At 43.5% G+C, this 23,640-nt stretch carries 18 protein-coding genes and 3 tRNA genes; 17 read left to right on the top strand and 4 right to left on the bottom strand.

Annotated elements, in window-relative coordinates:
- The first annotated feature begins 44 nt into the window (after positions 1 to 44).
- On the top strand, positions 45 to 539 hold the full coding sequence (locus MAF46_RS04645) for an inorganic diphosphatase (protein WP_004105658.1): 495 nt from the start codon (positions 45 to 47) through the stop codon (positions 537 to 539).
- Between the two features lie 202 nt (positions 540 to 741).
- Here the strand turns inward: MAF46_RS04645 and MAF46_RS04640 are convergent, their stop codons facing one another.
- Positions 742 to 1,467, bottom strand: a complete 726-nt coding sequence (locus tag MAF46_RS04640; RefSeq protein ID WP_018644822.1) for a hypothetical protein — start codon at positions 1,465 to 1,467, stop codon at positions 742 to 744.
- Positions 1,468 to 1,670: 203 nt separating this feature from the next.
- Between MAF46_RS04640 and MAF46_RS04635 the strand changes: the two genes are divergently transcribed.
- From MAF46_RS04635 to brnQ, 6 genes are all read left to right on the top strand, one after another.
- Positions 1,671 to 2,486 (top strand): response regulator transcription factor, encoded by an 816-nt coding sequence (locus tag MAF46_RS04635; RefSeq protein ID WP_060785834.1) that lies wholly within the window; start codon positions 1,671 to 1,673, stop codon positions 2,484 to 2,486.
- A gap of 94 nt (positions 2,487 to 2,580) precedes the next feature.
- Positions 2,581 to 3,207, top strand: coding sequence for an endonuclease III (gene nth, locus MAF46_RS04630; RefSeq protein ID WP_060785893.1), 627 nt, complete (start codon positions 2,581 to 2,583; stop codon positions 3,205 to 3,207).
- A gap of 124 nt (positions 3,208 to 3,331) precedes the next feature.
- Positions 3,332 to 4,915, top strand: a complete 1,584-nt coding sequence (locus MAF46_RS04625; RefSeq protein ID WP_060785835.1) for an ABC transporter substrate-binding protein — start codon at positions 3,332 to 3,334, stop codon at positions 4,913 to 4,915.
- Between the two features lie 69 nt (positions 4,916 to 4,984).
- The gene (gene valS, locus MAF46_RS04620; RefSeq protein WP_060785836.1) at positions 4,985 to 7,756 is read left to right on the top strand and encodes a valine--tRNA ligase; all 2,772 of its coding nucleotides are present in this window, start codon (positions 4,985 to 4,987) and stop codon (positions 7,754 to 7,756) included.
- 165 nt (positions 7,757 to 7,921) lie between these two features.
- A complete protein-coding gene (argS, locus tag MAF46_RS04615; protein WP_060785837.1) occupies positions 7,922 to 9,718 on the top strand; it encodes an arginine--tRNA ligase in 1,797 nt (598 codons plus the stop codon).
- A 230-nt stretch (positions 9,719 to 9,948) separates the two neighbouring features.
- Positions 9,949 to 11,463: a branched-chain amino acid transport system II carrier protein gene (brnQ, locus tag MAF46_RS04610; RefSeq protein WP_016831951.1), complete on the top strand. Its 1,515-nt coding sequence runs from the start codon at positions 9,949 to 9,951 to the stop codon at positions 11,461 to 11,463.
- Between the two features lie 109 nt (positions 11,464 to 11,572).
- Here the strand turns inward: brnQ and MAF46_RS04605 are convergent, their stop codons facing one another.
- Positions 11,573 to 11,920 carry a phenylpyruvate tautomerase MIF-related protein gene (locus MAF46_RS04605; protein WP_016831952.1) on the bottom strand — a complete coding sequence of 116 codons (348 nt, stop codon included), beginning with the start codon at positions 11,918 to 11,920 and terminating at the stop codon, positions 11,573 to 11,575.
- A 136-nt stretch (positions 11,921 to 12,056) separates the two neighbouring features.
- Here MAF46_RS04605 and MAF46_RS04600 point away from each other — a divergent pair, with 136 nt between their 5' ends.
- The 9 genes from MAF46_RS04600 to MAF46_RS04560 all read left to right on the top strand — a co-directional run bounded on the left by MAF46_RS04600 (position 12,057) and on the right by MAF46_RS04560 (position 21,754).
- Complete coding sequence (locus MAF46_RS04600; protein ID WP_016831953.1) at positions 12,057 to 12,566, top strand: GtrA family protein; 510 nt, start codon at positions 12,057 to 12,059, stop codon at positions 12,564 to 12,566.
- A 23-nt stretch (positions 12,567 to 12,589) separates the two neighbouring features.
- Entirely contained in the window at positions 12,590 to 13,222 is a 633-nt protein-coding gene (locus MAF46_RS04595) for a histidine phosphatase family protein (protein ID WP_060785894.1), read from the top strand.
- Positions 13,223 to 13,314: 92 nt separating this feature from the next.
- Positions 13,315 to 14,295 carry a hypothetical protein gene (locus tag MAF46_RS04590; RefSeq protein WP_060785838.1) on the top strand — a complete coding sequence of 327 codons (981 nt, stop codon included), beginning with the start codon at positions 13,315 to 13,317 and terminating at the stop codon, positions 14,293 to 14,295.
- Positions 14,296 to 14,322: 27 nt separating this feature from the next.
- Positions 14,323 to 15,885, top strand: coding sequence for a glutamate--tRNA ligase (gene gltX / locus MAF46_RS04585; protein ID WP_004131641.1), 1,563 nt, complete (start codon positions 14,323 to 14,325; stop codon positions 15,883 to 15,885).
- Positions 15,886 to 16,044: 159 nt separating this feature from the next.
- Positions 16,045 to 16,117, top strand: a tRNA-Glu gene (locus MAF46_RS04580).
- Between the two features lie 40 nt (positions 16,118 to 16,157).
- Positions 16,158 to 16,229 (top strand) — tRNA-Gln (locus MAF46_RS04575).
- Between the two features lie 348 nt (positions 16,230 to 16,577).
- Positions 16,578 to 18,026 carry a metallophosphoesterase family protein gene (locus MAF46_RS04570; RefSeq protein ID WP_230953887.1) on the top strand — a complete coding sequence of 483 codons (1,449 nt, stop codon included), beginning with the start codon at positions 16,578 to 16,580 and terminating at the stop codon, positions 18,024 to 18,026.
- A gap of 98 nt (positions 18,027 to 18,124) precedes the next feature.
- A complete protein-coding gene (murA, locus tag MAF46_RS04565; RefSeq protein ID WP_004133526.1) occupies positions 18,125 to 19,483 on the top strand; it encodes a UDP-N-acetylglucosamine 1-carboxyvinyltransferase in 1,359 nt (452 codons plus the stop codon).
- 189 nt (positions 19,484 to 19,672) lie between these two features.
- The gene (locus tag MAF46_RS04560) at positions 19,673 to 21,754 is read left to right on the top strand and encodes a serine/threonine protein kinase (RefSeq protein ID WP_060785839.1); all 2,082 of its coding nucleotides are present in this window, start codon (positions 19,673 to 19,675) and stop codon (positions 21,752 to 21,754) included.
- Positions 21,755 to 21,804: 50 nt separating this feature from the next.
- Here the strand turns inward: MAF46_RS04560 and MAF46_RS04555 are convergent.
- Together MAF46_RS04555 and MAF46_RS04550 are read right to left on the bottom strand one after the other, a co-directional pair.
- Positions 21,805 to 21,877: transfer RNA gene (locus MAF46_RS04555), tRNA-Ala, on the bottom strand.
- Positions 21,878 to 22,002: 125 nt separating this feature from the next.
- Positions 22,003 to 22,698, bottom strand: coding sequence for a DedA family protein (locus MAF46_RS04550; protein ID WP_004131648.1), 696 nt, complete (start codon positions 22,696 to 22,698; stop codon positions 22,003 to 22,005).
- Between the two features lie 195 nt (positions 22,699 to 22,893).
- Between MAF46_RS04550 and MAF46_RS04545 the strand changes: the two genes are divergently transcribed.
- Complete coding sequence (locus tag MAF46_RS04545; protein WP_020757554.1) at positions 22,894 to 23,550, top strand: hypothetical protein; 657 nt, start codon at positions 22,894 to 22,896, stop codon at positions 23,548 to 23,550.
- Positions 23,551 to 23,640: the final 90 nt, after the last annotated feature.

Here is a 23,640-nt window from a genome sequence, read left to right as displayed (position 1 = left end):
GTACTAATGTACTTAAGCATTAAGTTTTACGTTAAGGAGTAAAAATGGCAGAAACATTTAACGTTGTGGTAGAGATTCCACGCGGCTCTAAGAATAAGTACGAAGTTGATCACGAAACTGGTCGCGTATTTTTGGATCGTACTCTATTCACTGCAATGGGCTATCCAGATGATTACGGCTACATTGATGGCACTTTGGGCGAAGATGGCGATCCGCTTGACGCTCTTGTTATGATTCCAAATTCCGTATTCCCTGGTTGCGTTGTTGAATGCCGCGCTGTTGGTTTGTACCACATGGTTGACGAAGCTGGCGGAGATGACAAGGTTTTGTGCGTGCCAGCAGATGTTCGCTTTGACGATATTAAAGATATTGATGACGTTAACGAGTATCACAAGGCAGAAATCAAGCACTTCTTTGAGCAATACAAGGCTTTGGAGCCAGGCAAGGAAGTTCTTCCTGGAGACTTCTGGGCTGGAGTTGAGCAAGCAGAGAAGGAAATCGTTGCAGCTCGCAAGCGTTTGGAAGAAAGCGAAAAGTAGTTCTTGCGATTAGTCGCAAAGCTTCCGAACGTTTTAACAACGTATCTATTAGTGTCTAACGCATTTTATGTGTTAGACACTTTTTAATATCTTTTAATATTTTTTAATATCTTAATAAGTAATTGCTATCTAATTGCGTGAAACAGTGCGTGAAACAGTGCGTGAAACAACGTGTGAAACAACTAGCATTAACTTTAATCGCTTACGCTACAAGCAACATTGCCAATCCAGCTCCGTAAACAACCATTCCGCACATCATAATTGGAATCAAAGCTGTTCCAATTTGCGGGAAAACTGTTCCAGCATTGTATTGTGCGTCTTTAATCCAAAGGTGAGAAAGACCAGCCAAAACAAGAACAACAAACAATCCAAGAATTGCCACTAACACGCCAAGTTCTAATACGCGCACAGAAAAAGTGAATTTAATAATTGACGGCAAGAAAAGCCATCCAGGCAAGGCTGCGCATGCAATACTTGCAGTAAGGCAATGAGATAGGTTTCGTACAAGATTAGACCTATCTTCTCTAAACATTTGTCTAGCAAAACTAACAAATGTTGCTGCAACAAGAATTAGCGCAAAGTTTACCGCCCATCGTTCGTATGGTCTAATAGCAGCAACAAATTTGTGAATACTAACTTCTGATTCGCCATCAATCACACTGCTTGGCAGCCATCCTTTTAAGGCCAGCGTTGCGCACCACATAGACGCTAATGATGCAAGAAAAGGAATAGCTTTATCGGCTGTGGAGCCTTTGAGTGGCCAAAAAGTTATTAAAGCAAGAAGAATAAGAATGCAAACCGTTAAAACTGCTTTTGTTGTTGCAAACGGAAGCATTGCAGTAGATGCTAAAAGAACTATAGCAACAAATTGAGTTACAGCAATCGTAATGTGACCATACATTTTGTTGCGCTGAATATTGTTGCTCATTGTACGCTCCTATCGCGTTTACGCAGTATTCAATCTGTGTATTCAATCCGTGTATTTAATTCGTTAATCATGTATTTACATCATTTTATATGCAAGCGTACACTTGCGCTTTTTGATTCTTCTTAAGCATGGATTACAATTCTTTTTTATAACAGCTTGATTTTGAATTTTAATTCAATTCTATGCGCTATGGAGGTGTCAATATGACGGATATTACATTGATGACCTCTTGTGCCGCGCCTGCAAAAGTTTTGCCATCGCTAACGCTTCTTTCGCATCGCGTGCGCGTAGTGCCAATGGAACCTTCTAGCATGCTTAAAATGCCCGAAGATACTATTCTTCTTGTTGATGCTAGAGAAGACTTATCTTTAGCAAAATCGCTGTGTTCTCTTGTGCGCGCGTCTAATTTAACAATGTCTATTATTCTAATTCTTACCGAGGGCGGTTTTACAGTTGTAAACCCATCTTGGGGCGTTAACGATGTTATGCTAACAACTGCTTCTCCTGCAGAAGTAGAAGGAAGATTGCGCTTAGCTGCTAAAAAAGTTGTATCTGCAGATTCTGCTGCTGGCTCTACTGTTGCCGATTCTACTAGCGTTGAGGTTAACAGCAATGGTCAAATGTGCTCTGGAGATTTAGTTGTGGATACGCAAAGTTACACAGTTAGTTTGCACGGAAAGCCTATCGATTTAGCGTATAAAGAATTTGAGCTGCTTAAATATTTTGTTCAGCATCCTCGTAGAGTTTTTACGCGTGCACATTTACTTCAAGAGGTTTGGGGCTACGATTACTATGGCGGAACGCGAACGGTAGACGTTCATATTCGTAGGCTTCGTGCAAAGTTGGGCGTTGAATATGAGCATGTTATTGGAACAGTTAGAAATGTTGGATATCGTTTCGACCCATTAGAAGCTCAAGTTGACGAAGTAGAAAATGACGATTACGCACAAAATGGCAATAGTGCGGATGCTGGCGATTCGCGTGCCGAGGATTCAGGCGTTTCCAACGATTTAGACTAGGCTTATATTGGCTACAAATAACACGAATAAAATAAATAACACAATAGATAACACAAATAAAATCAATGCGGTAAATGTGATAAATAAAAACAAAATGCGCGAAGAATATAGGATTTTATGCGAAGAAATCCCAAATCCAAAATGTGCGCTAAATTTTACGAACCCATTTGAGCTTTTAATCGCAACTGTTCTTAGCGCGCAAACAACCGATAAGCGCGTGAATCTGGTTACTAGTAAGCTTTTTAAGGCATACCCAACGCCAGTCGATTTAGCAAAAGCACAAATATACAACGTGCAAGAAATAATTCATTCGCTTGGATTCTATAGAGTAAAATCGCAACATATTATTGAGCTTTCGCAAAAACTTGTTAAAGATTTTAATGGCATTGTTCCAAATAATATGGCCGATCTTACAAAGCTACCAGGTGTAGGAAGAAAAACAGCAAACGTTGTTTTAGGAAACGCTTTTAAGATTCCAGGATTTCCAGTAGATACTCATGTTATGCGTGTTACGTCAAGACTTGGCTGGGTTAGTGAGGCTAGTGCTAAAGCTAAAGATGCTGCAAAAATCGAGCGAGAAGTCACAGCTTGTTTTGCTCCAGAAGAATGGACTAATCTTTCACATCGTCTTATTTTGCACGGAAGAATGTTTTGCACTGCTAGAAACCCGCGCTGTGGCGATTGTCCTCTTAGGTTTTTATGCCCTTCTGTTAGATTGTAGAAAATAAATTTGCACAAGATTAATGGCGTCTAGTAAATTTTTTAGAATATTTTTAGGATATTTTTAGACTATTTTGTGAATAAATTCGGCAATCAAATTCAAACGGTGATATAAACTTTTAATCATGCCTGAATTTGAAAGATACTCATCTGCTTCGCATGTGCGTAGTGCAAGATATGCGCATAGAACTAGACGAAGCGCTAAACCATGGGTTGTATTTATTGTTTTAATCGGCATTCTATCTGCAATAATTTGGGGCGGATGGCGGTTTATAGGCGGAAGATCTTTAATACCTACAAACATCTTTCCAGCGTCAAATTCAACTTTAACAATAGGATTACGAACGGCTCCAGCCTCGCTAGATATTAGAACAGACGATAGTGATTCCTTACAACAGGCACTTTTAGAGAACGTTTACGAAACACTTGTAAAACGAGACGAAAACAATGCTTTACACCCAGGACTTGCGCAATCTTGGAGCGTTTCGAACGATGGATTGAATTATAAATTTAGGCTCCGCAGCGGAATTAAGTTTGCTAACGGAGACCCAATGGACTCAAGTTCCGTTCTTAAATCGCTTCAGCAAGGCATTACAAAGAATTATCCTGGCTACGAAAAGCTAACAAACATAACAAGCGTTTCTAATTCTGGGCCTAACGTTCTAGATATAACTCTTAAAACTCCAGACCCACTTTTGCCAAGGCGATTAGCTGGAAGAGCTGGAATTGTTTACAACACAAACATTTTTGTTAACTACGCTTCCGACGCTATTGGAACGGGCCCGTTTACAGTAAAGGGATATAACAAGGGTGGGGATCTCGTTCTTGCTAGAAACAACAATTATTGGGCGGGGCAAGCTGGATGCCAAAGCATAACTCTTAAGTATTTTAACGATGACACGTCTTTAGCAAACGCTGTTAAAGATGGCAGCGTGCAAATGGCAATTCCACTAGACGGAAATGAAAACAAGCGAATGGCTGCAATGCCAAACACTAAGTTGGTAAAGGGAAAAAGCACAAGATTAAGAATGTTTGCTTTTAACACGGGAATGTCATCTATGTTCTGCGATCAGCAAATTCGTAGAGCTGCAAGACACGTGATTGAGCCCAATGTTATTCTTGCTTCCGATCCTTTTGGAGGCCAGCTTGTTGGCGGTCCAATCGACCCTATGTCTCCAGGGTATGAAGATTTTAGTAATACGTATCCTCACGACGTTCAAAAAGCTTACGGTATGTACCACTACTTTGTTGCAGGATATTTGCGCGGAATCACAATGCTTGTTCCAACTGGAATGGCTAGCGTTTGCGATCAAATGGCAAAAAACTTAAGCTATGCAGGTGGATTCCCAGTAAAACTAGAAGAATTAGACCAAAGTGTAATCGATCAACGAATACGCGAAGGTAAATACGACTTAGCTCTTACTTGGACTAATCACACTCTTGACTCTGGAATGTATGCAGACACTAAGTCTAACTATTTGTTCCAAGATCACGCTTCGCAAAAGTATTTTGCAGACGCAATGAAGTCTACAAGTCCGCAAGAGTACGAAGAAAACATTAAAAAGTACGCTAAAGAATTGTGCGATTACGCGGTTTCGGGATGGTTGTACGCAAGGAATAGCGTTGTTGTTGCAAAGTCAAATGTGAGTGGATACCCTACTAACATGACCGATCAGCTGCTTCCTTTGCATGATGTGACTGTTAAATAGTGCTGGCTTAGTGAGTTCTTAGTGCTCTGTTATAGTGCGATGTCTCAGTGAGTTTCTAATATTCAGTTCATGAGTGAACAGGATAACACAGTAAAACACGCACATTTAACACCATTGCCTAATAAGGTTGGTGTTGATGGTCTTGAAGACAAATGGCGTAGCAATTGGGACGAAGCTGAGACTTACGCTTTCCACAATTCTCGCGACCGCAAGGCCGTGTATTCAATCGATACGCCGCCTCCAACGGTTAGTGGCCACTTGCACGTTGGTCACGTATTTTCTTACACGCATACGGATGTGATTGCGCGATATAAGCGCATGCAAGGCTTTGATGTGTTCTACCCAATGGGTTGGGACGATAATGGCTTGCCAACAGAGCGCCGCGTGCAAAACTATTACGGCGTGCGCGTAGATACTTCGCTTAAGTATGACCCTGATTTTAAGCCGCCATTTGAAGGTACTGAAGGCAAGAAGATTGAGGCAAAAGATCAGGTTCCTGTAAGTAGACAGAACTTTATTGAGCTTTGCGAGCGCCTAACTTCCCAAGATGAGAAGCTTTTTGAAGCTTTGTGGCGCAGGCTTGGTCTTTCTGTTGATTGGTCGCAAACCTACCACACTATTGGCGAGCAGCCTCGCAGAGTTGCGCAAAAAGCATTCTTGCGCAATCTTGCTCGCGGAGAAGCCTACCAAAAGGATGCTCCAGGCTTGTGGGATGTTACATTCCAGACTGCAGTTGCCCAGGCAGAGCTTGAAGCGCGCGAATACCCTGGTTTCTATCATAAGATTGCTTTCCGCTTTGAAGATGGTACGCCAATTTATATTGAGACTACGCGCCCAGAATTGCTTGCTGCTTGCACGTCTTTGATTGCACACCCAGACGATGAGCGTTACAAGAAGTACTTTGGCAAAGAAGTTTACTCGCCGCTGTTTAAGGTGAAGGTTCCGATTTTGGCTCATCCTGCTGCTCAAATGGACAAGGGCGCTGGCATTGCAATGTGCTGCACTTTTGGCGACGTAACAGACGTTGAGTGGTGGCGCGATTTGAGTTTGCCAACTCGACCAATCATTCAGCGAAACGGCCGCATTGTAATGACTACTCCTGATTGGATTACGGACGAGTCTGGCCGCGAAATGTTTGAGAAAATTGCTGGTAAAACCACGTTCTCTGCTCGCAAGGAAGTTGTTGAAGCTTTGCAAGCTGCTGGAGATATGGAAGGCGATCCAAAGCCAACAAAGCGTATGACGAACTTCTACGAAAAGGGCGATAAGCCTTTGGAAATCGTCACTTCTCGCCAGTGGTATTTAAAGAACGGCGGTACGGACGAAAAGCTGAACGCTGAGCTTATTGAGCGCGGTAAGGAACTTAACTTCCATCCAGACTTTATGCGAGTGCGCTACGAGAATTGGGTTCACGGCTTGAATGGTGACTGGCTTATTTCTCGCCAGCGCTTCTTCGGCGTGCCATTCCCACTTTGGTACCCAGTAAATGAAAATGGGGAAGTTGACTACGAGCATCCTTTGACGCCTAGCGAAGCCCGTTTGCCAATCGACCCAACTATTGACGTTCCAGAAGGCTTCGACGAGTCTCAGCGAGACCAGCCAAATGGCTTTACTGCTGAGCAGGATATTATGGACACTTGGGCCACATCTTCCTTAACTCCACAAATTGTGACTCGTTGGGAAGAGCCAGGTGAGGAAAATCAAGCTTTGTTTAAGGCTACTTTCCCAATGGATTTGCGTCCACAAGGCCAGGATATTATTCGTACATGGCTGTTTAGTACGGTTGATCGCGCGCATCTTGAAAACGGCTGCTTGCCTTGGAAGCATGCTGCGCTTTCTGGCTGGATTCTAGACCCAGACCACAAGAAGATGTCTAAATCTAAAGGCAACGTTGTTGTGCCAAATAAGCCAATCGAAGAGTTTGGTGCGGATGCTGTGCGCTACTGGGCAACTTCTGCAAAGCTTGGCTTGGATGCAACTTACGACGAAGGCCAGATGAAGATTGGCCGTCGCCTTGCGATTAAGCTTTTGAATGCTACGAAGTTTGCGCTCGCGATTGGTCGCGAAGATGAGGAACATCAGGTTCTTGAGTCTGCCAGCGCGGATTGGGATTTTGCAGACGTTACGGAAGTTTTGGATCGCTCTGTTATGGCAAAGCTTGCATCCGTTATTCGTACAGCAACTGATGCGCTTGAATCTTATGAGCATTCTAAGGCTTTGGAAGCAATAGAAACCTTCTTCTGGGAGTTCTGCGACGATTACATTGAGCTTGCAAAGAATCGTGCTTATGGAACTGCGGAATCCACTGGACGCACTCCAAGCGAATCTGCTGTAAAGTCTGCTCGCACAACTCTTGGTCTTGCACTCGACGCTTTGGCTCGCTTGCTTGCTCCTTACTTGCCTTACGCTACGGAAGAAGTGTGGAGCTGGATGCATGATGGCGAAGGTTCTGTGCATCGCGCAAGCTGGCCATGCGCTAAGGCGTATGAGGCTGCTGCAAACGGTGTTTCTGCAGACACTTTGGCTTACGCGGGCGAGGCTTTGGCTACTTTGCGCAAGATTAAGTCTGAAGCAAAAGTTTCTATGAAGACTCCTATTTTGCAAGTGACTTTGAATGTAGCGCAAAACGCGTATAAGGCTGTTGAGGAGACTTTGGATGACGTTGCAGAAGCGGGACGCATTACTGGAGAAGTAAAGCTTAACGCTGTTAAGGCTGCGGATGCTGGAGATTCTTCTGATTCTGAATCTGCGGAATCTGAATCTGCGGAATCTGATGCAGCTAATGTAAACGTTTCTGTTGCTCAAAGCGAACTCGGTGAAGCTCCTGCAAAAAAGAAGTAGTTTGCAAATAATTAAAAATGATTAATTGCAAGTAGCTAAAGTAGCTAATCGTAAGCTGCTTGCGATTAGTCGCAAAACAAAAGCGCTGGAAGTCAATCTTCGACTCCAGCGTTTTTTGTGTATTATAATCGCGAAGCATCGCGCGGTAACGCTAGACTGTAAACCATGAATCCAGAAAGCTTAAGTGAATTAATTGAAAAAATTGCTAAAGATTTAGTAGCAAGCGGTAAAGCTGGCAGTTTAACAGAAGATTTGATTCCTGCTGCCGAAAAACTTGCAGTTATGAGGCCAAAAGATCGCGCACACGGCGATTGGGCTACAAACGTTGCTATGCAGCTAGCTAAAAAAGCTGGTATGAAGCCTCATGATTTGGCGGAACTTTTTGCCGAGCGTTTGCAAGAAGCAGAAGGTATTTCGCTCGTAGAAGTTGCAGGCCCTGGCTTTATTAACATAACGCTTGATTCTGCGTCTGCCGCTGCTGTTGTAGACGAAGTCTTAAATCAGGGCGCGGATTTTGGCAAAAATACGCACTTGAGCGGCAAAACTTTGAATCTTGAGTTTGTTTCCGCAAACCCAACTGGTCCAATCCATATTGGTGGCACTCGCTGGGCTGCGGTTGGCGATTCTATGGCTCGAGTCTTGGAAGCGAACGGCGCAAAAGTTGTGCGCGAATACTACTTCAACGATCACGGTGAGCAAATCAACCGTTTTGCAAAGTCTTTAGTTGCTGCAGCTCATGGCGAAGAAACGCCTGCAGACGGCTACAAAGGCGCGTATATTAACGAAATCGCGGACGCTGTTATAAAAGAAGCGCAAGCAGACGGCGTTGATGTTCTTTCCTTACCTCGAATTGATCTTGGAAAAGACGAGGAAGGATTGCCGCTTGGCGAAGGCGATTCCGAGCAGCGCGAAGAGTTCCGCAAGCGCGCAGTGCCAATGATGTTTGCTGAAATTCGTAAGTCAATGCGCGATTTTCGTGTTGGTTTCGATGTGTGGTTCCACGAAAACAGCCTGTACGAGGACGGCGAAGTTGAGCGCGCTATTGCAGACTTGCGTGAGCGTGGAGATATTTTTGAAAAAGATGGCGCAACTTGGTTTGAATCCACCAAGCATGGAGACGATAAGGATCGCGTAATTATTAAGTCCGACGGCAATTACGCTTACTTTGCTGCAGATATTGCGTACTATCGTAACAAACGTCATCGCGAACAGAATCCTGCAGACGTAGCAATCTACATGCTTGGCGCGGATCATCACGGCTATATTGGCAGAATGATGGCAATGTGCGCGGCTTTTGGAGACAATCCTGGCGAAAACATGCAAATTCTTATTGGTCAGATGGTAAACGTTATGAAGGATGGCAAGCCTGTGCGCATGAGCAAGCGCGCTGGAAACGTTATTACGATTGACGATTTAGTTGATGCAATTGGCGTTGATGCTTCGCGCTACTCGCTTGCTCGCACCGACTACAACACAAGTGTTGATATTGATTTGGATTTGCTTGCTTCTCACAGCAACGATAATCCTGTGTACTATGTGCAATATGCTCACGCGCGCAGTTGCAATGTGGCTCGTAATGCGGCAGACGCTGGGATTAGTGCAGACGGAGCCGATTTAAGCTTGCTTAATACTGAGGCAGACGGCGAAGTGTTGGCTGCTTTGGCGCAATGGCCTGCGGCTCTGGCGCAAGCTGGCGATTTGCGCGCTCCGCACCGCGTTGCGCATTATCTTGAGGATTTGGCCGCAAGCTACCACAAGTGGTACAACCTTGAGCGCGTAGTGCCAATGGAGTTGAGCGACCCAGAAAATCGCTTGCCAGAGGCAGAGCGTGAGGCTATTCGCATTGCAAAGTGCCCAGAGCCAGCACGTGCTGCAGCTCGACTTAAGCTTAACGCTGCTGTGCGCACAGTAATCGCCTCTGGCCTTGATTTGCTTGGTGTTTCTGCTCCAGACAAGATGTGATTTAGCGCATTTGCTATTATTGCGCATTTGCTTTTTATTTAGGACGCTAGCTTTTATGTTGGCGTCCTTTTATTTTGATTAGGAGACACGCGCGAAATTGCAAATTTTTGTCTATTAAGTACATGCGATTTATTAATATACCCCCTAATATTATTTTTCGGTTTCAGTTTTGTTATTCAATGCGTTAAATAATATGCTTAAACAATTTTCACCATATAGGAGGTGTAAGCATGAGCGTCACAACACAAAGTGTCAGCACAGACAGTGCCCCGAAAAAAAGGAACTTGACAATTATTGAATCCGCATACGTGGCGGTCATGTTGTTTGGCATGTTCTTTGGCGCTGGAAACCTTATTTTCCCAGTATTCCTTGGTGCTAACGCGGGAAACAATTCTGCTCCTGCAGCATTAGGCTTTATTGTTACTGGCGTTGGTTTGCCATTGTTAGGCGTTACGGCTCTTGCAATGAGTCGCGCAAACGGTCTTTTTGAACTTTCAAGCAAAGCTAGTAAAAAATACGGCATGTTCTTTACATGCGTTCTTTATTTAACAATTGGCCCGTTCTTTGCAATTCCGCGATGCGCAACAACTTCATACACTGTTGGCTTGGAGCGAATTATTCCGCAAGACGGAAATGGGCAATTGTACTTGTTCTTGTTCTCTGTAGTGTTCTTTGCGCTCGCGTTCTTCTTTGCTATGAAACCAAGCGGCATACTAACGTGGGTTGGTAAAGTTCTTACGCCAATCTTCCTTGTGTTCCTAGCGGTTTTGGTATTTACTGCACTATTTTCCCCTATAAGCGGTGCTTCTTCAGATGCTGCTCCTATGGGAAATTACGTTAATAAGTCATTCTTTACGGGATTCTTAGATGGCTACAACACAATGGATGCTTTAGCTAGCTTGGCATTTGGAATTGTGGTTGTTAGCACCATTCGCCAGTTTGGTGTAAAAGATCCTAAAGATGTGGCAGTAAATACTGCTCGCTCTGGATTCTTTAGCTGCTTGCTAATGGCTTTGATTTACGTTGCGATTGTTGTTGTTGGTGTGCGTAGCCGTGCTCTGTTCCCACCTGCGGAAAATGGTGGCGTAACTTTGGCACAAGTTGCACGCTACCATCTTGGAAATGCTGGCTTATTCGTGCTTGCTGCAACAGTAACGCTTGCCTGCTTAAAGACTGCGGTTGGATTAATCGTAAGCTGCTCGGAAACCTTCTCTAAGTTATTCCCTAAGGGTCCTAGCTACCGTGTTTGGGCTGTATTGATTACGCTTGTTTCGTTTGGTCTTGCAAACTTTGGATTGAGCGCAATCATCGAATACGCGGTTCCAGTATTAATGTTCTTGTATCCACTGTCAATCGTATTGATTCTTTTGGCTTTGTGTGGTCGACTTTTTGGAAATTCCAAGGTCGTGTATGCTTGGACACTTGGTTTTACTGGTGTTGCAGCTGTATTTGACTTTTTGAATAGTTTGCCAACAGCTTTGCGCAACGCATTGCATATGAACGATATGTTGATTGTTGCTCAAAACTGGTTGCCGTTCTCGGAATTTGGAATGGCTTGGGTTTGCCCTGCTGTTGTTGGATTTGTTGTTGGCTATGTTCGCATGGTTATATGTGACAACAAAGGTATGGAAGAAGTGGCTCGCGTAGCTGCTGGCCCAGATCTTGAAGGCAGCGTTGCTAATAGCGATGATTATTCTTCCAGCGAATCTGAGCTTGATGAACCTAGTTTTGGCAATCAATCTTAGTGACTAATTCATATTTATTTGTATAGATAGTTGCAATAATAAATAATCGCCATATTTTGGTGCGTATTTTACGTAACAAGATATGGCGATTTTTGTATAAAACTTGCGACTAGAAGTTGCCGCCGTTCCAGCCCCAGTCAGTTGTTGCAGTGTAGCGAATGTAAGTGCGATCTTGTGGTATTCCAAGCTCGCTCTCCAAAGCCGCCATAATTTGCTCAGTTAACTTTTCCCAAGCCGAACCAGGCACGCTAGAGCCAAAAACGTTCACTTCAACGTATGCTGCAGGCTTAGTATTATCTCCAGCAAAATAAATTGGCATATTGTCTTCGAATGGGCACATAAGCCAATGCTCGCTTTTGCCTGGAACTGCACTAATCGCCTTGCCGTATGCTGCTTTTAAGGCATCGCGCTGTTCTGGCGTAGTGCTTACAGAAACATGAGTGTGAATAACTGGCATAATCGCTCCTTTGCTAAGTTTTATGAATTTTCTAAGTTTATAAACTTGTGCTGCGCAACATATGTTACGCAATAATAAACCTGTGTTACGCAATAATTATAGTAAATTGTTAGCCTCCGCGTGTTTAATTGAATGTATGAAAAAACTTATTGAACAGGTTGTTAAGTTTGGAATCGTAGGAATCATTGCGCTGATTATTGACGTAGTATTGCTAAATCTGCTTCTTCTTGTGCATCTTAATAACGTTGTTGCTGGAACAATATCTTTTATAATCTCGCTTATTTTTAACTACATTGCCAGCATGAAGTACGTGTTTAAGCACCGAAAAGACATGGCTCGTTGGATGGAATTGCTGATTTTTGTTATTTCTGCAGTTATTGGTTTGCTTATTAACGATGCGATTATTTGGCTTAGCACGCTTGGAATGGCACAAACTTTGCGTGGTACTGCGATTTACATGCTTCGCACAAACATTGGCAAGCTTATTGCAACAGTTGTTGTAGCTGTGTGGAATTTTGTTATTAGAAAGTGGCTTTTAGACGACACAAAGTCGCAAAAACCTGATTATGATGCCGCTAAAGACAATACTTTTGCTCACAAGTTGGGCGAGTGGTCGTTAAGTAACACTCCAAAAGGCTGGAAGTAGGTTTGGAAGTAGGTTTAGAAAATATGCCAGCTACGACTATTCATTTTGTGCGCCACGGAGAAGTGGAAAACCCAAATCACGTGCTTTACGAGAGACTCCCAGGATTTCACTTATCTAATCGCGGATTAAAAATGGCTCGCGCTACAGCCAAATACATTGCGACTGTTCCACAAATGCGCGGAATTAGTGCTATTTATTCGTCTCCTTTGGAGCGCACGCAAGAAACGGCGCAACAAATCGCAAACGCTTTGCAAATTGGCCCGATTATTTTAGATAATCGTCTAATCGAAGCGGAAAACAATTTTCGCGGAAAAAGAATCGGCTACGGCGAAGGCGCTTTGTGGAAAAACAACAATTGGAAGCTTGTATCTAACTTGTGGAAGCCGAGTTGGGGAGAATCCTACAAAAGCATCGCAGCTCGCGTTGGCGATTTTGCGAGTGAACAAGTGAAAAATCACCCAGGCGAACAAATCGTAGCTGTAACGCATGAATCGCCAATATGGTCTTATCGTCATCTGCTAGAAACTGGTCACGCGGAGCACAATATGCTTTTGCGCAAGACGGCTTTGGCGTCGATTACGTCGATTACATACGATTGCACAAATATGAATGTGCTTTCCATCACATATGTGGATCCTGCGGCGCGTGTGCAGTAGAACGTGTGGAATAATAAGCAGTAGACTTTAAAATATGCATAAAAGATGCGTAGAAACCGTGTTTTTTACGGCTAATGCGAAGGAGCGTTATTATGAGTGATTCTGTAGAAAAGCTGGATTCAAAAGCTTTAGATTTGCTTGAGTCTGCTGCAAAGTCGGCCGCGGATTTGACTAAATTGTGGCCTTTAAGCGAGGCTCGCCATTTAGATAATGACGCAAAATATGCGGAAAACCTAGAAGTTAGGGCGATTCGCGCTATTGCACGAATTATTACGGATTTAGACGTTACTGTTCCAGATGCAGAGTTTGTGTATGAAGGTGCAGACGAAATTCCAGGACGCCCGCAAGATATAGTTGACGCGCTTTTGGCTGCTGCAAGCGCTTACGATGATATGGATTTATGCTACGACCCAGACTATAGCGAAGCGCAAGAAGAGCTAGAAAACAACACGAATGATGTTAACGCTATTTTTAGCAAGCTTGAATCCAATCTTTCTAACGATGTTAACGCAATCAACGGTGTTGCGGATTCTCTAAGCGTTGCAGGGAATTGGAGCGTTGATAGCTTGCAAGATGCGTTTAGATGCGCAAAACAAGAGTGTGAACAATCATATGAACAAGAGCGCGATTTTTACGGGATTAATCCTGTAGAATCGCAAAAAATTACGGCAATACTTTCTATTCTTAAAAGTCTTATTAAAAAAACCAGTAACATTTACGAAACTTTGCCTATATTCCTATATATTAACGAGGTGTGCGAGTGTGCTGGAGTTCCGCGAATGATGTTTAAGGACGATCAGTGGCGTGCGCTTGTTGATTGCGCAAAAAGTGGTAAGACTGGCGATGATGGCGATGATGGCGAAAATAGTAAAAATAGTATGAGCGCGCTGGTTGAATTTGCGGCTCCATTGCTTGAGCGTGAATGGTCAAAGCATAAGGAAGACGTTCTTTGGGACCCAGAAGAAGCTAAGAAGCTTGCAAAAGAAGAAGACGATAGAAAGTCTCGCGAAGCTCTTGCTGCTAAGTTTGCGCATGTGGAAGGTAATAAGGAATCAACTCAAGCGCTTGACTAGATAGGCACGTCCGTAACGCGCGGCACAATGGAACCTATGACTGATACAGAGGAAACTCAAGAAGTTGCTAATAATGCAACAAAATCCACAAAGCCTGAACTTCCAAAGAATGTTCGCGTGCGTTTTTGCCCTTCGCCAACTGGTACGCCTCACGTAGGTATGGTTCGTACCGCGCTGTTTAACTGGGCAGAGGCTCGCCACACGCATGGCAAGTTGCTTTTCCGCATTGAAGACACAGATAATGAGCGCGATAGCGAGGAAAGCTATCAGCAGATTATTGAGGCTCTTCGTTGGCTAAATATTGATTGGGACGAGGGCATTGATGTTGGCGGAGATAACGGGCCATACCGCCAGTCCCAGCGTCTGGAAATTTATAAAGACGTAGCGAAAAAGCTTTTCGATGCAGGATACGCTTACGAATCCTTCTCTACTCCAGAAGAGATTAAGGAGCGCAATATTGCTGCTGGCCGTCCAGCTGAGTTTGGTTACGATGGCTACGATCGCAATCTTACGGAAGAGCAGAAGCAAGCTTTCCGCGATGAAGGCCGCAAGCCTGCGCTTCGCTTGAAGATGCCAAATGAAGACATTACTTTTAACGATTTAATTCGTGGCGAAATCACTTTTAAGGCGGGTTCTGTTCCAGATTATGTGATTGTGCGCCCGAATGGCGATCCGCTTTACACGCTTACGAACCCTGTTGACGATGCGTTGATGGATGTAAACGTGGTTTTGCGCGGTGAAGATATTCTTAGCTCCACGCCTCGCCAGATTGTGCTTTACCGTTATCTTATGGAAATGGGAATTGCTAAGGAAACTCCGCTTTACGGCCATATGCCTTACGTTATGGGCGAAGGCAAGAAGAAGCTTTCTAAGCGAGACCCTGAGTCCAACTTGTTCTTGCATAGAGATAACGGCTTTATTCCAGAAGGCTTGCTGAACTACTTGGCTTTGCTTGGCTGGTCTATTGCGCCTGATCGCGATGTGTTCACTATGGACGAGATGATTGAAAAATTCGATGTGCGTGACGTTAAAGCAAACCCTGCACACTTCGACTTAGACAAAGCAATTTCCATTAACGCTGAGCATATTCGCATGCTTGAGCCTCAAGATTTTTTGAATCGTTCTGTGCCTTACTTGCATAAGGATGGCGTAGTTAGTGCGGACAATTGGGATGCGTTGACTAGTCGCGAGCGCGAGGTGCTTAGCGCTGCTGCTCCTCTTGTTCAGCCTCGTGTGCGCTTGCTTGGCGAAGTTGCTGGTATGGTTGGTAGCCTGTTAAGCGAAGATGGCTACATTGAGCCAGATGACGATGCGCGTAAGCAGCTTAAGGAATCTGCTGGTGAGGTTCTTGATGCTGCGCTCGCTGCTTTGAATGGCGTTGATGCTTCTGATTGGCATACTGATTTCTTGCACGAGCTTTTGAACAAGAAGCTTGTTGAGGAAGCTGGATATAAGCCGCGATTGGCGTTTGGTCCTGTGCGTGTGGCTCTTTCTGGCCGCCGCGTTTCTCCGCCACTGTTTGAGTCCATGGAAATCGTGGGCAAAGACGTGACTTTGGCTCGTTTAGCTGGATTGCGTGAGCATTTGTAAAAATGATTAAGCTTAATGCTGTTTTGCCCCCATGCTTGTTGATTTTTGACTTGCATGGGGGCATTTTGTAGCTGATGCGACACGCCGCTAGTTGCATATACTTGCGTTATGTTGTAAAGTCGACATTTGTTGCGTCTAGAGGCGTAGCAAATAAATTAAGCCCCCGTCGTCTAGCGGCCTAGGACTACGCCCTCTCACGGCGCCAACACCGGTTCAAATCCGGTCGGGGGTACAAAGACGGAACGGTTCCAAGAGCCGCGAAGCCTGCCAATTGGGGTATGGTGTAATTGGCAACACAGGTGATTCTGGTTCATCCATTCTTGGTTCGAGTCCAGGTACCCCAGCGAATAGCTCTCGTAATCGCGGGGGCTTTTTCTTTTTCAACTTCCGCAAATGAATCTTACGAAAATCCCACTCAAAGCTTACACAAAACAAAACCCCGAGTGATTGGCTCGGGGTTTGAAAGAAGAGAAGAAGAGAGGTTCAGTTATTAGTTCTAAATCACTGATTATTGTGATTTATTTCGTCTATGCTTTATATGTAACCACTCTTTTCTTAATGCGAATAGGTTATTAGCTTAAAGTTATCTTAAAATATTGTAAAAAAACGCTATTTTGCGGTGTTTTGCGGCCTTCTGCCGTGTTTTTCCGTGTTTTGTTGATACGCCAGATGCTGTGCCGTATGCTTGAACTATGTTAAAAATTGCAGAATCTGATAAAAGCGACTCTAAGATTTTGAAAAGCAGCCTAAATGAGCAGGAGACTTTTCAAAATGCTAAGTCGTCAAGTTTTGCTAAGTCGTCTAATGCCTCTAATAAGTCTAATTTGTCTAATTCGTATAGCGCATCTGATTCGTCAAAGCTTCCAACATCCGTCTCTGCAAGATTAGGTAAGTTGCAATTTCATCTTTCGGGAAAATTCCGCGTTTTACAGTTTGCAGATGTTCAAGATGCGCCAAAAATCAGCAAAGATACGATTAAGCTTATAGAGTCTGCTTGCGATGCAGTTAAGCCAGATATTGTGATTTTTAGTGGCAATCAGATTGCAGGGTATGCTAAAGATTTTGCGAACACTTTTGTGCGAAGGCGCTGGGATGAGTCGCAAGATGACCGTGGAGTAGATGCTCGCAAATCGAATGAAAAAGATTTGCAAGATACGCGCAAAAAAGTCTTAGAGCATATTAAGCGCATGGTAAAGCCTTTAGAAGATCGCTCAATTCCTTGGGCGCTAACGTACGGGAATCACGATTTTCAGTGCGGATTAAGTAACGCGGAGCTGGATTCGTTGTATCAAGAGTTTTCGGGATGCTTGAATCGCCAGCAAACCGATGAAGCATTTTCTAGCGGATCCGCAATGTCTCTTCCAAAAAGCATTTTGCCAAAGCAAATCATATTTCCTTGCAAAGCAGGAACTTTTGCTTTGCCTGTTATGGACGTAAATCAAGAAAAAGTCGTATTTTCTATTGTGCTCGTAGATTCTGGCGATTATGAAAAGCGCGGCGGCTACGGAAGCCCTTCCAACAAGGCACTTGACTTTTTAGCGGATTTGCCAAACTTTTTGCCGCCAAAATTCTGCGTTTTTCAGCATTTTCCTCTTCCGCAATACTACGATTTACTACGCGAAGTTCCTAAAGATTGCGCTGCTAAAGAAAACGCTATCGAAGGCTACAGGCGTTTTGCTGGAAAATACTACGCTTTAGACGATAATCGCGTTTTGCCAGATGGGTATCTTGGAGAAGGCGTGAGCTGCCCAGATAAAGACAGTGGGGAATACAATATTTTGCAAAAGATTGGTGCTTTTGCTTTTTGCGCAGGGCACGATCACAGAAACGCGTTTGCTGGCAGGTGCGAGGATTCTGGCATGCTTCTAATGGCCACTGCAACGTGCGGTTTTGCGTCTTATGGGCCAGTGGCTTCTAAATGCGGAGCAAGGCTTCTTGAGTTCGACATTCGTCACCCTTATGAGCCTAGAACGCAAATGCTGGAATTTGGCGATTTAGTTGGCAAAGCATCGTCTAAAAAAGCGTACACATATGGATTAAACGCGGATTGTAGCCACGATTTGCCAGAAGTGGACCTATTGCAAAAGCCTTCACTTTTTGCAAGGATCTTAAGAAGATGGCGGTCTATAGTTGCAAAATAGCACGCGATTATTGTGCGATTGCAACGTCGTTTACATGCGATTGGCACGCGTATCGGTATTATAGTTATTAGTTTTAGTTGCAAACGAAAGAGGTAAATGTGTCTGCGCAAAACACGGCTGAACATAACGAAAGCGGCATCGACGCTGCAGACGTTTTACATGTAGAAGGTGGCAAGCCGCTTAACGGAACGATTAAAGTTCGTGGCGCAAAAAACTTTGTTAGCAAGGCGATGGTTGCAGCGCTCCTAGCTCCTGGAAAATCCGTGTTAAAGAATGTTCCAGAGATTAGAGATGTTCACGTTGTTTCGGATTTGCTTCGATTGCACGGTGTAAATGTAAGCGTTGATGGTGCTGCAGGCGTTGTTAGCATCGACGCAAGCAACGTTCAACTTGCAGACGTTGCCGACGTAGACACGTTATCGGGGTCTTCTCGTATTCCGATTCTTTTTTCTGGCCCGCTTCTTCACAGGCTTGGCGAGGCTTTTATTCCAGCGCTTGGCGGCTGCAATATTGGTGGGCGTCCTATAGACTTCCATCTTGAAACTTTGCGCAAGCTCGGCGCAAATGTAAACAAAGACCACGAAGACGGTATTCACATTACTGCTCCAAACGGTTTGCACGGAACTAAAATCCACCTTCCTTACCCTTCGGTTGGTGCCACTGAGCAAACTCTTCTTGCTGCTGTTCTTGCAGAAGGAAAAACGGAGCTTTCGGGTGCAGCAATCGAGCCAGAGATTATGGATTTGGTGGCTGTTTTGCAAAAAATGGGCGCAATCATCTCTGTAGACGTTGATCGCACGTTTAGGATTGAGGGCGTTGATAAGCTTCAAGGTTACAATCACACTGCTTTAACAGATAGGATTGAGGCGGCATCTTGGGCTTCGGCGGCGCTTGCGACTCACGGAGATGTGTTTATTAAAGGCGCAACTCAGCCAGAAATGATGACGTTCTTAAACGTGTTCCGCAAAGTTGGCGGCCAATTTGATGTTGCAGATAACGGTATTCGATTCTGGCATCCAGGTGGAGACTTGCATCCAGTTGCTATTGAAACTGACGTTCACCCTGGTTTTATGACAGATTGGCAGCAGCCGCTTGTTGTTGCTTTAACGCAAGCTAAAGGCTTGAGCATTGTGCATGAAACAGTGTATGAGAATCGTTTTGGCTTCACGAAGCCGCTTGTGCAAATGGGCGCAATGATTCAGCTGTATCGCGAGTGCTTAGGTTCGCTTCCTTGCCGATTCCAGCAGCGCAATTACAAGCATTCTGCTGTGATTTTTGGGCCAACGCCTCTTACTGGTCAAGATATTGATGTTCCAGATTTGCGTGGCGGTTTTAGTCATCTTATTGCCGCTCTTACAGCTAAGGGGCCATCTAACGTTAAGGGCATTTCGCTTATTGACCGCGGTTATGCCGACTTTAGAGGCAAGCTCACTGCTCTTGGCGCAGACATTGATTAGTGTGATTAATGCTAGCAACTATAACAACGCAAGCAACGATAGCAATGTGGATAACTTTTCCCTTATTTTTCTAGGGCTTTGATGGCTTTGGTACACATTTTCCATTAAGTCTTTTCTTTGCATGAGTTAGTGCATAGAGTTTAGCGCACAGGATTATTATCGGTTTGATTTTATGAAAGTGCGGTAAATATGGTTTGTGTAGGTGGAAAATATCAGCTTTTGGGAAAGCTTGGTTCGGGCGGAACTTCTAGCGTTTATCTTGCTGTAGATAATGTTTTACACAAAAAATGGGCTGTTAAAGAAACGTCTGATGAGCATCTAGATAGTGATAAAAAAGCTTTGATTTTGCAATCGCTTCGAGCAGAAGTAGAGGTTCTAAATCATTGCAATCATCCTTGTATCCCTAGAATTGTTGATTTTTTTGAGGAAAATGGCAGAGCGTACGCAGTTCGCGACTATGTTGAAGGAAGTTCGCTAAAAACGATTATTGCGCAAAGCGGAGTTATTGCTCCTAGTCAAGTATGCGCTTTAGGAATCCAGCTATGCGAATTATTGCAATATCTTCACTCGTTAAATCCAGCTGTTGTTTATTGCGACTTAAAGCCTTCTAACGTTATGATTTCTAATGATTCTAGTGTGCATCTAATTGATTTTGGCTCTGCATTAGAGCTTAAAGGCGAAGATGGTGTTTTGGTGCAACCAAGTCGATTTAAGCAAGATGCGCGTTTTGCAACATGTGGATTTGCAGCTCCCGAGCTTTTTGAGCAGGATGCTAAAATCGGCGTTTTTACAGACGTTTATGCGCTTGGAGCAACGTTGTTTTACGCGCTTACGGGTACATGCTATTGCGAGAGTTCCAATCATTCCGATTCCTCTTTAAGTTTTAACAATTCCGATTTTTCTAGTTTTTCTAGTAATCAGACTTTAGATTTTAAGGATTCTAATAAATCGCATCCGCTTACTAACTTCGACTTGAGCTGCGACGATTGCGATAGTGGTGTGCGATATGTGTTAATGCGCGCATTGGCGCATAATCCAAAGGATCGATACGAAGATTGTGCGGAGTTTTCTCAAGCGCTAAAAGATTGTTTAGAAGATTTAGAATTTGGCGAAAAAGTTGAGTCAAATATGGGAGAATCTGGTCTTGTTTTGCGCAATAAAAGGCGTGCAAGAGGTGCGCAAACTAGCAAAAAATATGATGCAAGTCGTAGCAGCCGTGCTAGAGCGCGATTGCGCGTGGAAAGTGGTAATCAAAATATTGGCAAAAGACACAAGAAAAATGGTGTTAAAAATGGCAAGAAAAATATTTTTAAGATTGTTTGTTGCGTCTTAATGGCATTTATTGGATGTATTGTTTTTGCATTTGCTTGTAAATCCGTAATAACAAACGCAAGTAGAGCAAAAGTAAGCGAACTGCGCTCATATGTAAAAAGCGGCAATATCCCTACAAAAAACAAGAACGCTAGCAACATAACAAGCAGTGTACAAGAATATAAAAAGTACATGTCTAAGGCTGCAAAATCAACAGATTCTAAGCAAATTGTTGAATATGTTAACAAAGCTATGTCTTTACAAGTAAAGCTTTTTAATGCAAATGTTCAGCCTATATCCATTCAGCCAGCGTTGCGACTTTTAGTAAACCAGATTGAAGATTTTCGATGGAGTGCAAGCGAAAGAGAAGATTTTACGTCGTTTGTTAATAAGTACAAGTCGGATCTTAAAAAATCCGAAGATTGGTATGAATTATGCTTATCTGTTGGAAAAGCGTATTGGTATTACGGTGTTAAAGATAAAGAAGAATCAAGTAGTGCGAATAGAAAGGAACGTATTGAACAGTCTGCAAAGTGGTTTGAAGAGGCGCTAAAGGGTGTTAAGGCAAAGGATTATGAGTCAGCGTTAATGTATTCCACGCTTGGCAAAGGCTACTTAGATCTTACAAACTATTCGCAAGCTAAGCCAAAGCCTAAAGTGCGAGAGTATGCTGGAAAGTTGCGCGCTTTTGTTGAAAATGCAAAGAAAAACGAAAATGAGATTGTAAAAATAGATGCAAGTGAGATTGTGTTTGAGTCCCTGAACTCTTGGAGTGCGCAATTTAAGGCAGATGGCGTAAATCAAGATATTGTTGAAAAGATTTTTGACGATGCGTTGGATTTAGCGCGGTCTTTGAAGTCGCAAAATAAAAACGTTGATAACAGAGTTAAGAGCATAATGAGCCAGGCAGATCCGCTAATCGATTCGATTGAAAACGCATTCGATAACAGCGGTGCTTAGGATTTGCAAAGAAAAAGCCCACTGCGGTGGAATGAATGCAGTGGGCTTAGTGGAGCTAATGGTAATCGAAACCACGACCTCTTCGATGCGAACGAAGCGCTCTACCAACTGAGCTATAGCCCCAATGTTTTACACAACTCTGCACACTGTACTACAAAATGCGTAAAAGTACAACGCTAGAAGTGATGGAGTGTTGTAAAACACGATTAATTTTGCTTAAGTTATTTTGCTTAAGTTATTTTGTTAAGCTAATTCTGGTGCGCTTCGTTTTCTAAGCGTTTTTTGGCTTTGTTGGCAGCGTGAGCTTTGTAAAGCCCAATAAAAGTTGGAACAAGAGAAATAAGCAAAATCGCCACTATAACAAGCTCAAAATTCTTTTGAACAAAAGGAATATTGCCAAAGAAGTAGCCGAGAAGAGTAAAAAGCGATGACCACACTATTCCGCCAAGAACAGAAAAAGGAGTAAAACGAGTCCAGCGCATGCCAGAAATGCCAGAAATAAATGGCATAAATGTGCGTATAAATGGGAAGAATCTGCCTAAGAACACGGCAATTGGTCCCCACTTATCAATCATTTGCTCTGTTTTAGCAATGCGTTCTGGTGTTAAGGCCTTAACTTTGCCTGATTCAACGATTCGCCTGCCAAAAAAGTGGCCAATAAAGTAGTTGCATTGGTCACCAATAATGGGCGCAATCCAAACAACGGCGAGCAAAATCGCAAGTGGAAGCGAGCTTTTACCTGTTTGTGCATCTGGTGCTGCAAAGAATCCAGCAGCAAAAAGCAAGGAATCGCCAGGCAAGAATGGGAAGAACACAACGCCTGTTTCAATAAAGATGATTAGAAAAATCAATCCTAGTGCGGGTGCAGTTCCCATAGCAATCCAGCCAGCTATAGCAGAGCGCGGATCTTTAAGAAGGTTAAGAATAAAATGAATAAAACCCATGTGTGTACCTAAATCTGTTTGTGATTGCGCATTTTGTTGCAATCGCGTGGAGTATCATTATATTGCACGCTTTAGATAGGGGAATGTGGCTGGTAAGGTATTCACTAAGATTTGCCGTTACTAGATTTGTTGTAACAAATTTAATCTAGTCTAATCAGCACTAAGAGTTTAGCACGTTAAAGGAGAGTGCAAGAGATGGATCAGCGTAAAGCAAACGCTAATGCTGCTAATGCTAACGCAGATGAAACCCTTGAGTTGCCTGGCGAATTGGAGTCGGAGCTTTCTATAGCAGATATCTCCAAGCGCCACTCAAATCCTAAGCGTTGGGTGCTTTATTTTGCGATTCTTCTTGTAGCGGTTGTTGTTCCTTATTGGGCAGGTAGAACTTTGGCAGTTCAACACACTGCTTGGGTTGTTAAGAATTTTTCTGGATTATCTGCGCAGGGAGTTGTGTTTATTGCTTGGGTTACAACAGTTGCAACCGCTACAGCTTTGGCAATGGCGCTAATTGAGTCTAGTAGATGGCTTTGGCGATTCTTGTTTGTTGTTTTTCTAACGATTGAACAATTTATTAGCGGATTATGCTTGTTGCGCTTAAGTTTTTGGTATTCAACATACGTTGTTTATGGGTCAGCAAGTGGACTTGCAAATGCTGCAAATCTTGGAATAATCTCTGCTGGATTTGGCGTTGCTGTTTATGCGATTTTATTTGTTGGATTGCTTGTAATGGTTCCTAAAAAGTCGCGATTAAACGTTTTGACTTGCAGCTGGGCTTCGTTAATAATGTTTTACGCTATTGAAGTTCTTGCGATTCTTGTTGTGATTTTTGGTGGATTTATTACTGCTATGTAGGCTTTATAAGCTTGTTTGGGCATAGTTGTAACATTGAAACTCGGCGTGTAACGCCCGCGGATTTGCAAGCGCTGTATTAAAGGATGCGGC

Source organism: Gardnerella pickettii, assembly GCF_029226345.1.
Classification (GTDB): domain Bacteria; phylum Actinomycetota; class Actinomycetes; order Actinomycetales; family Bifidobacteriaceae; genus Bifidobacterium; species Bifidobacterium piotii.
The sequence above is the reverse complement of the archived record's forward strand: the minus strand, read 5'-3'. Positions and strand labels throughout refer to the sequence as shown.

Coding starts and splice junctions, on each gene's coding strand:
- MAF46_RS04645 (WP_004105658.1), top strand. CDS start 45: ATGGCAGAAACATTTAACGTTGTGGTAGAGATTCCACGCGGCTCTAAG.
- MAF46_RS04550 (WP_004131648.1), bottom strand. CDS start 22,698: ATGGGTTTTATTCATTTTATTCTTAACCTTCTTAAAGATCCGCGCTCT.
- MAF46_RS04545 (WP_020757554.1), top strand. CDS start 22,894: ATGGATCAGCGTAAAGCAAACGCTAATGCTGCTAATGCTAACGCAGAT.
- MAF46_RS04605 (WP_016831952.1), bottom strand. CDS start 11,920: ATGCCAGTTATTCACACTCATGTTTCTGTAAGCACTACGCCAGAACAG.
- gltX (WP_004131641.1), top strand. CDS start 14,323: ATGGAACCTATGACTGATACAGAGGAAACTCAAGAAGTTGCTAATAAT.
- MAF46_RS04635 (WP_060785834.1), top strand. CDS start 1,671: ATGACGGATATTACATTGATGACCTCTTGTGCCGCGCCTGCAAAAGTT.
- MAF46_RS04570 (WP_230953887.1), top strand. CDS start 16,578: ATGTTAAAAATTGCAGAATCTGATAAAAGCGACTCTAAGATTTTGAAA.
- argS (WP_060785837.1), top strand. CDS start 7,922: ATGAATCCAGAAAGCTTAAGTGAATTAATTGAAAAAATTGCTAAAGAT.
- MAF46_RS04560 (WP_060785839.1), top strand. CDS start 19,673: ATGGTTTGTGTAGGTGGAAAATATCAGCTTTTGGGAAAGCTTGGTTCG.
- MAF46_RS04590 (WP_060785838.1), top strand. CDS start 13,315: ATGAGTGATTCTGTAGAAAAGCTGGATTCAAAAGCTTTAGATTTGCTT.
- valS (WP_060785836.1), top strand. CDS start 4,985: ATGAGTGAACAGGATAACACAGTAAAACACGCACATTTAACACCATTG.
- MAF46_RS04595 (WP_060785894.1), top strand. CDS start 12,590: ATGCCAGCTACGACTATTCATTTTGTGCGCCACGGAGAAGTGGAAAAC.
- brnQ (WP_016831951.1), top strand. CDS start 9,949: ATGAGCGTCACAACACAAAGTGTCAGCACAGACAGTGCCCCGAAAAAA.
- MAF46_RS04600 (WP_016831953.1), top strand. CDS start 12,057: ATGAAAAAACTTATTGAACAGGTTGTTAAGTTTGGAATCGTAGGAATC.
- MAF46_RS04640 (WP_018644822.1), bottom strand. CDS start 1,467: ATGAGCAACAATATTCAGCGCAACAAAATGTATGGTCACATTACGATT.
- nth (WP_060785893.1), top strand. CDS start 2,581: ATGCGCGAAGAATATAGGATTTTATGCGAAGAAATCCCAAATCCAAAA.
- MAF46_RS04625 (WP_060785835.1), top strand. CDS start 3,332: ATGCCTGAATTTGAAAGATACTCATCTGCTTCGCATGTGCGTAGTGCA.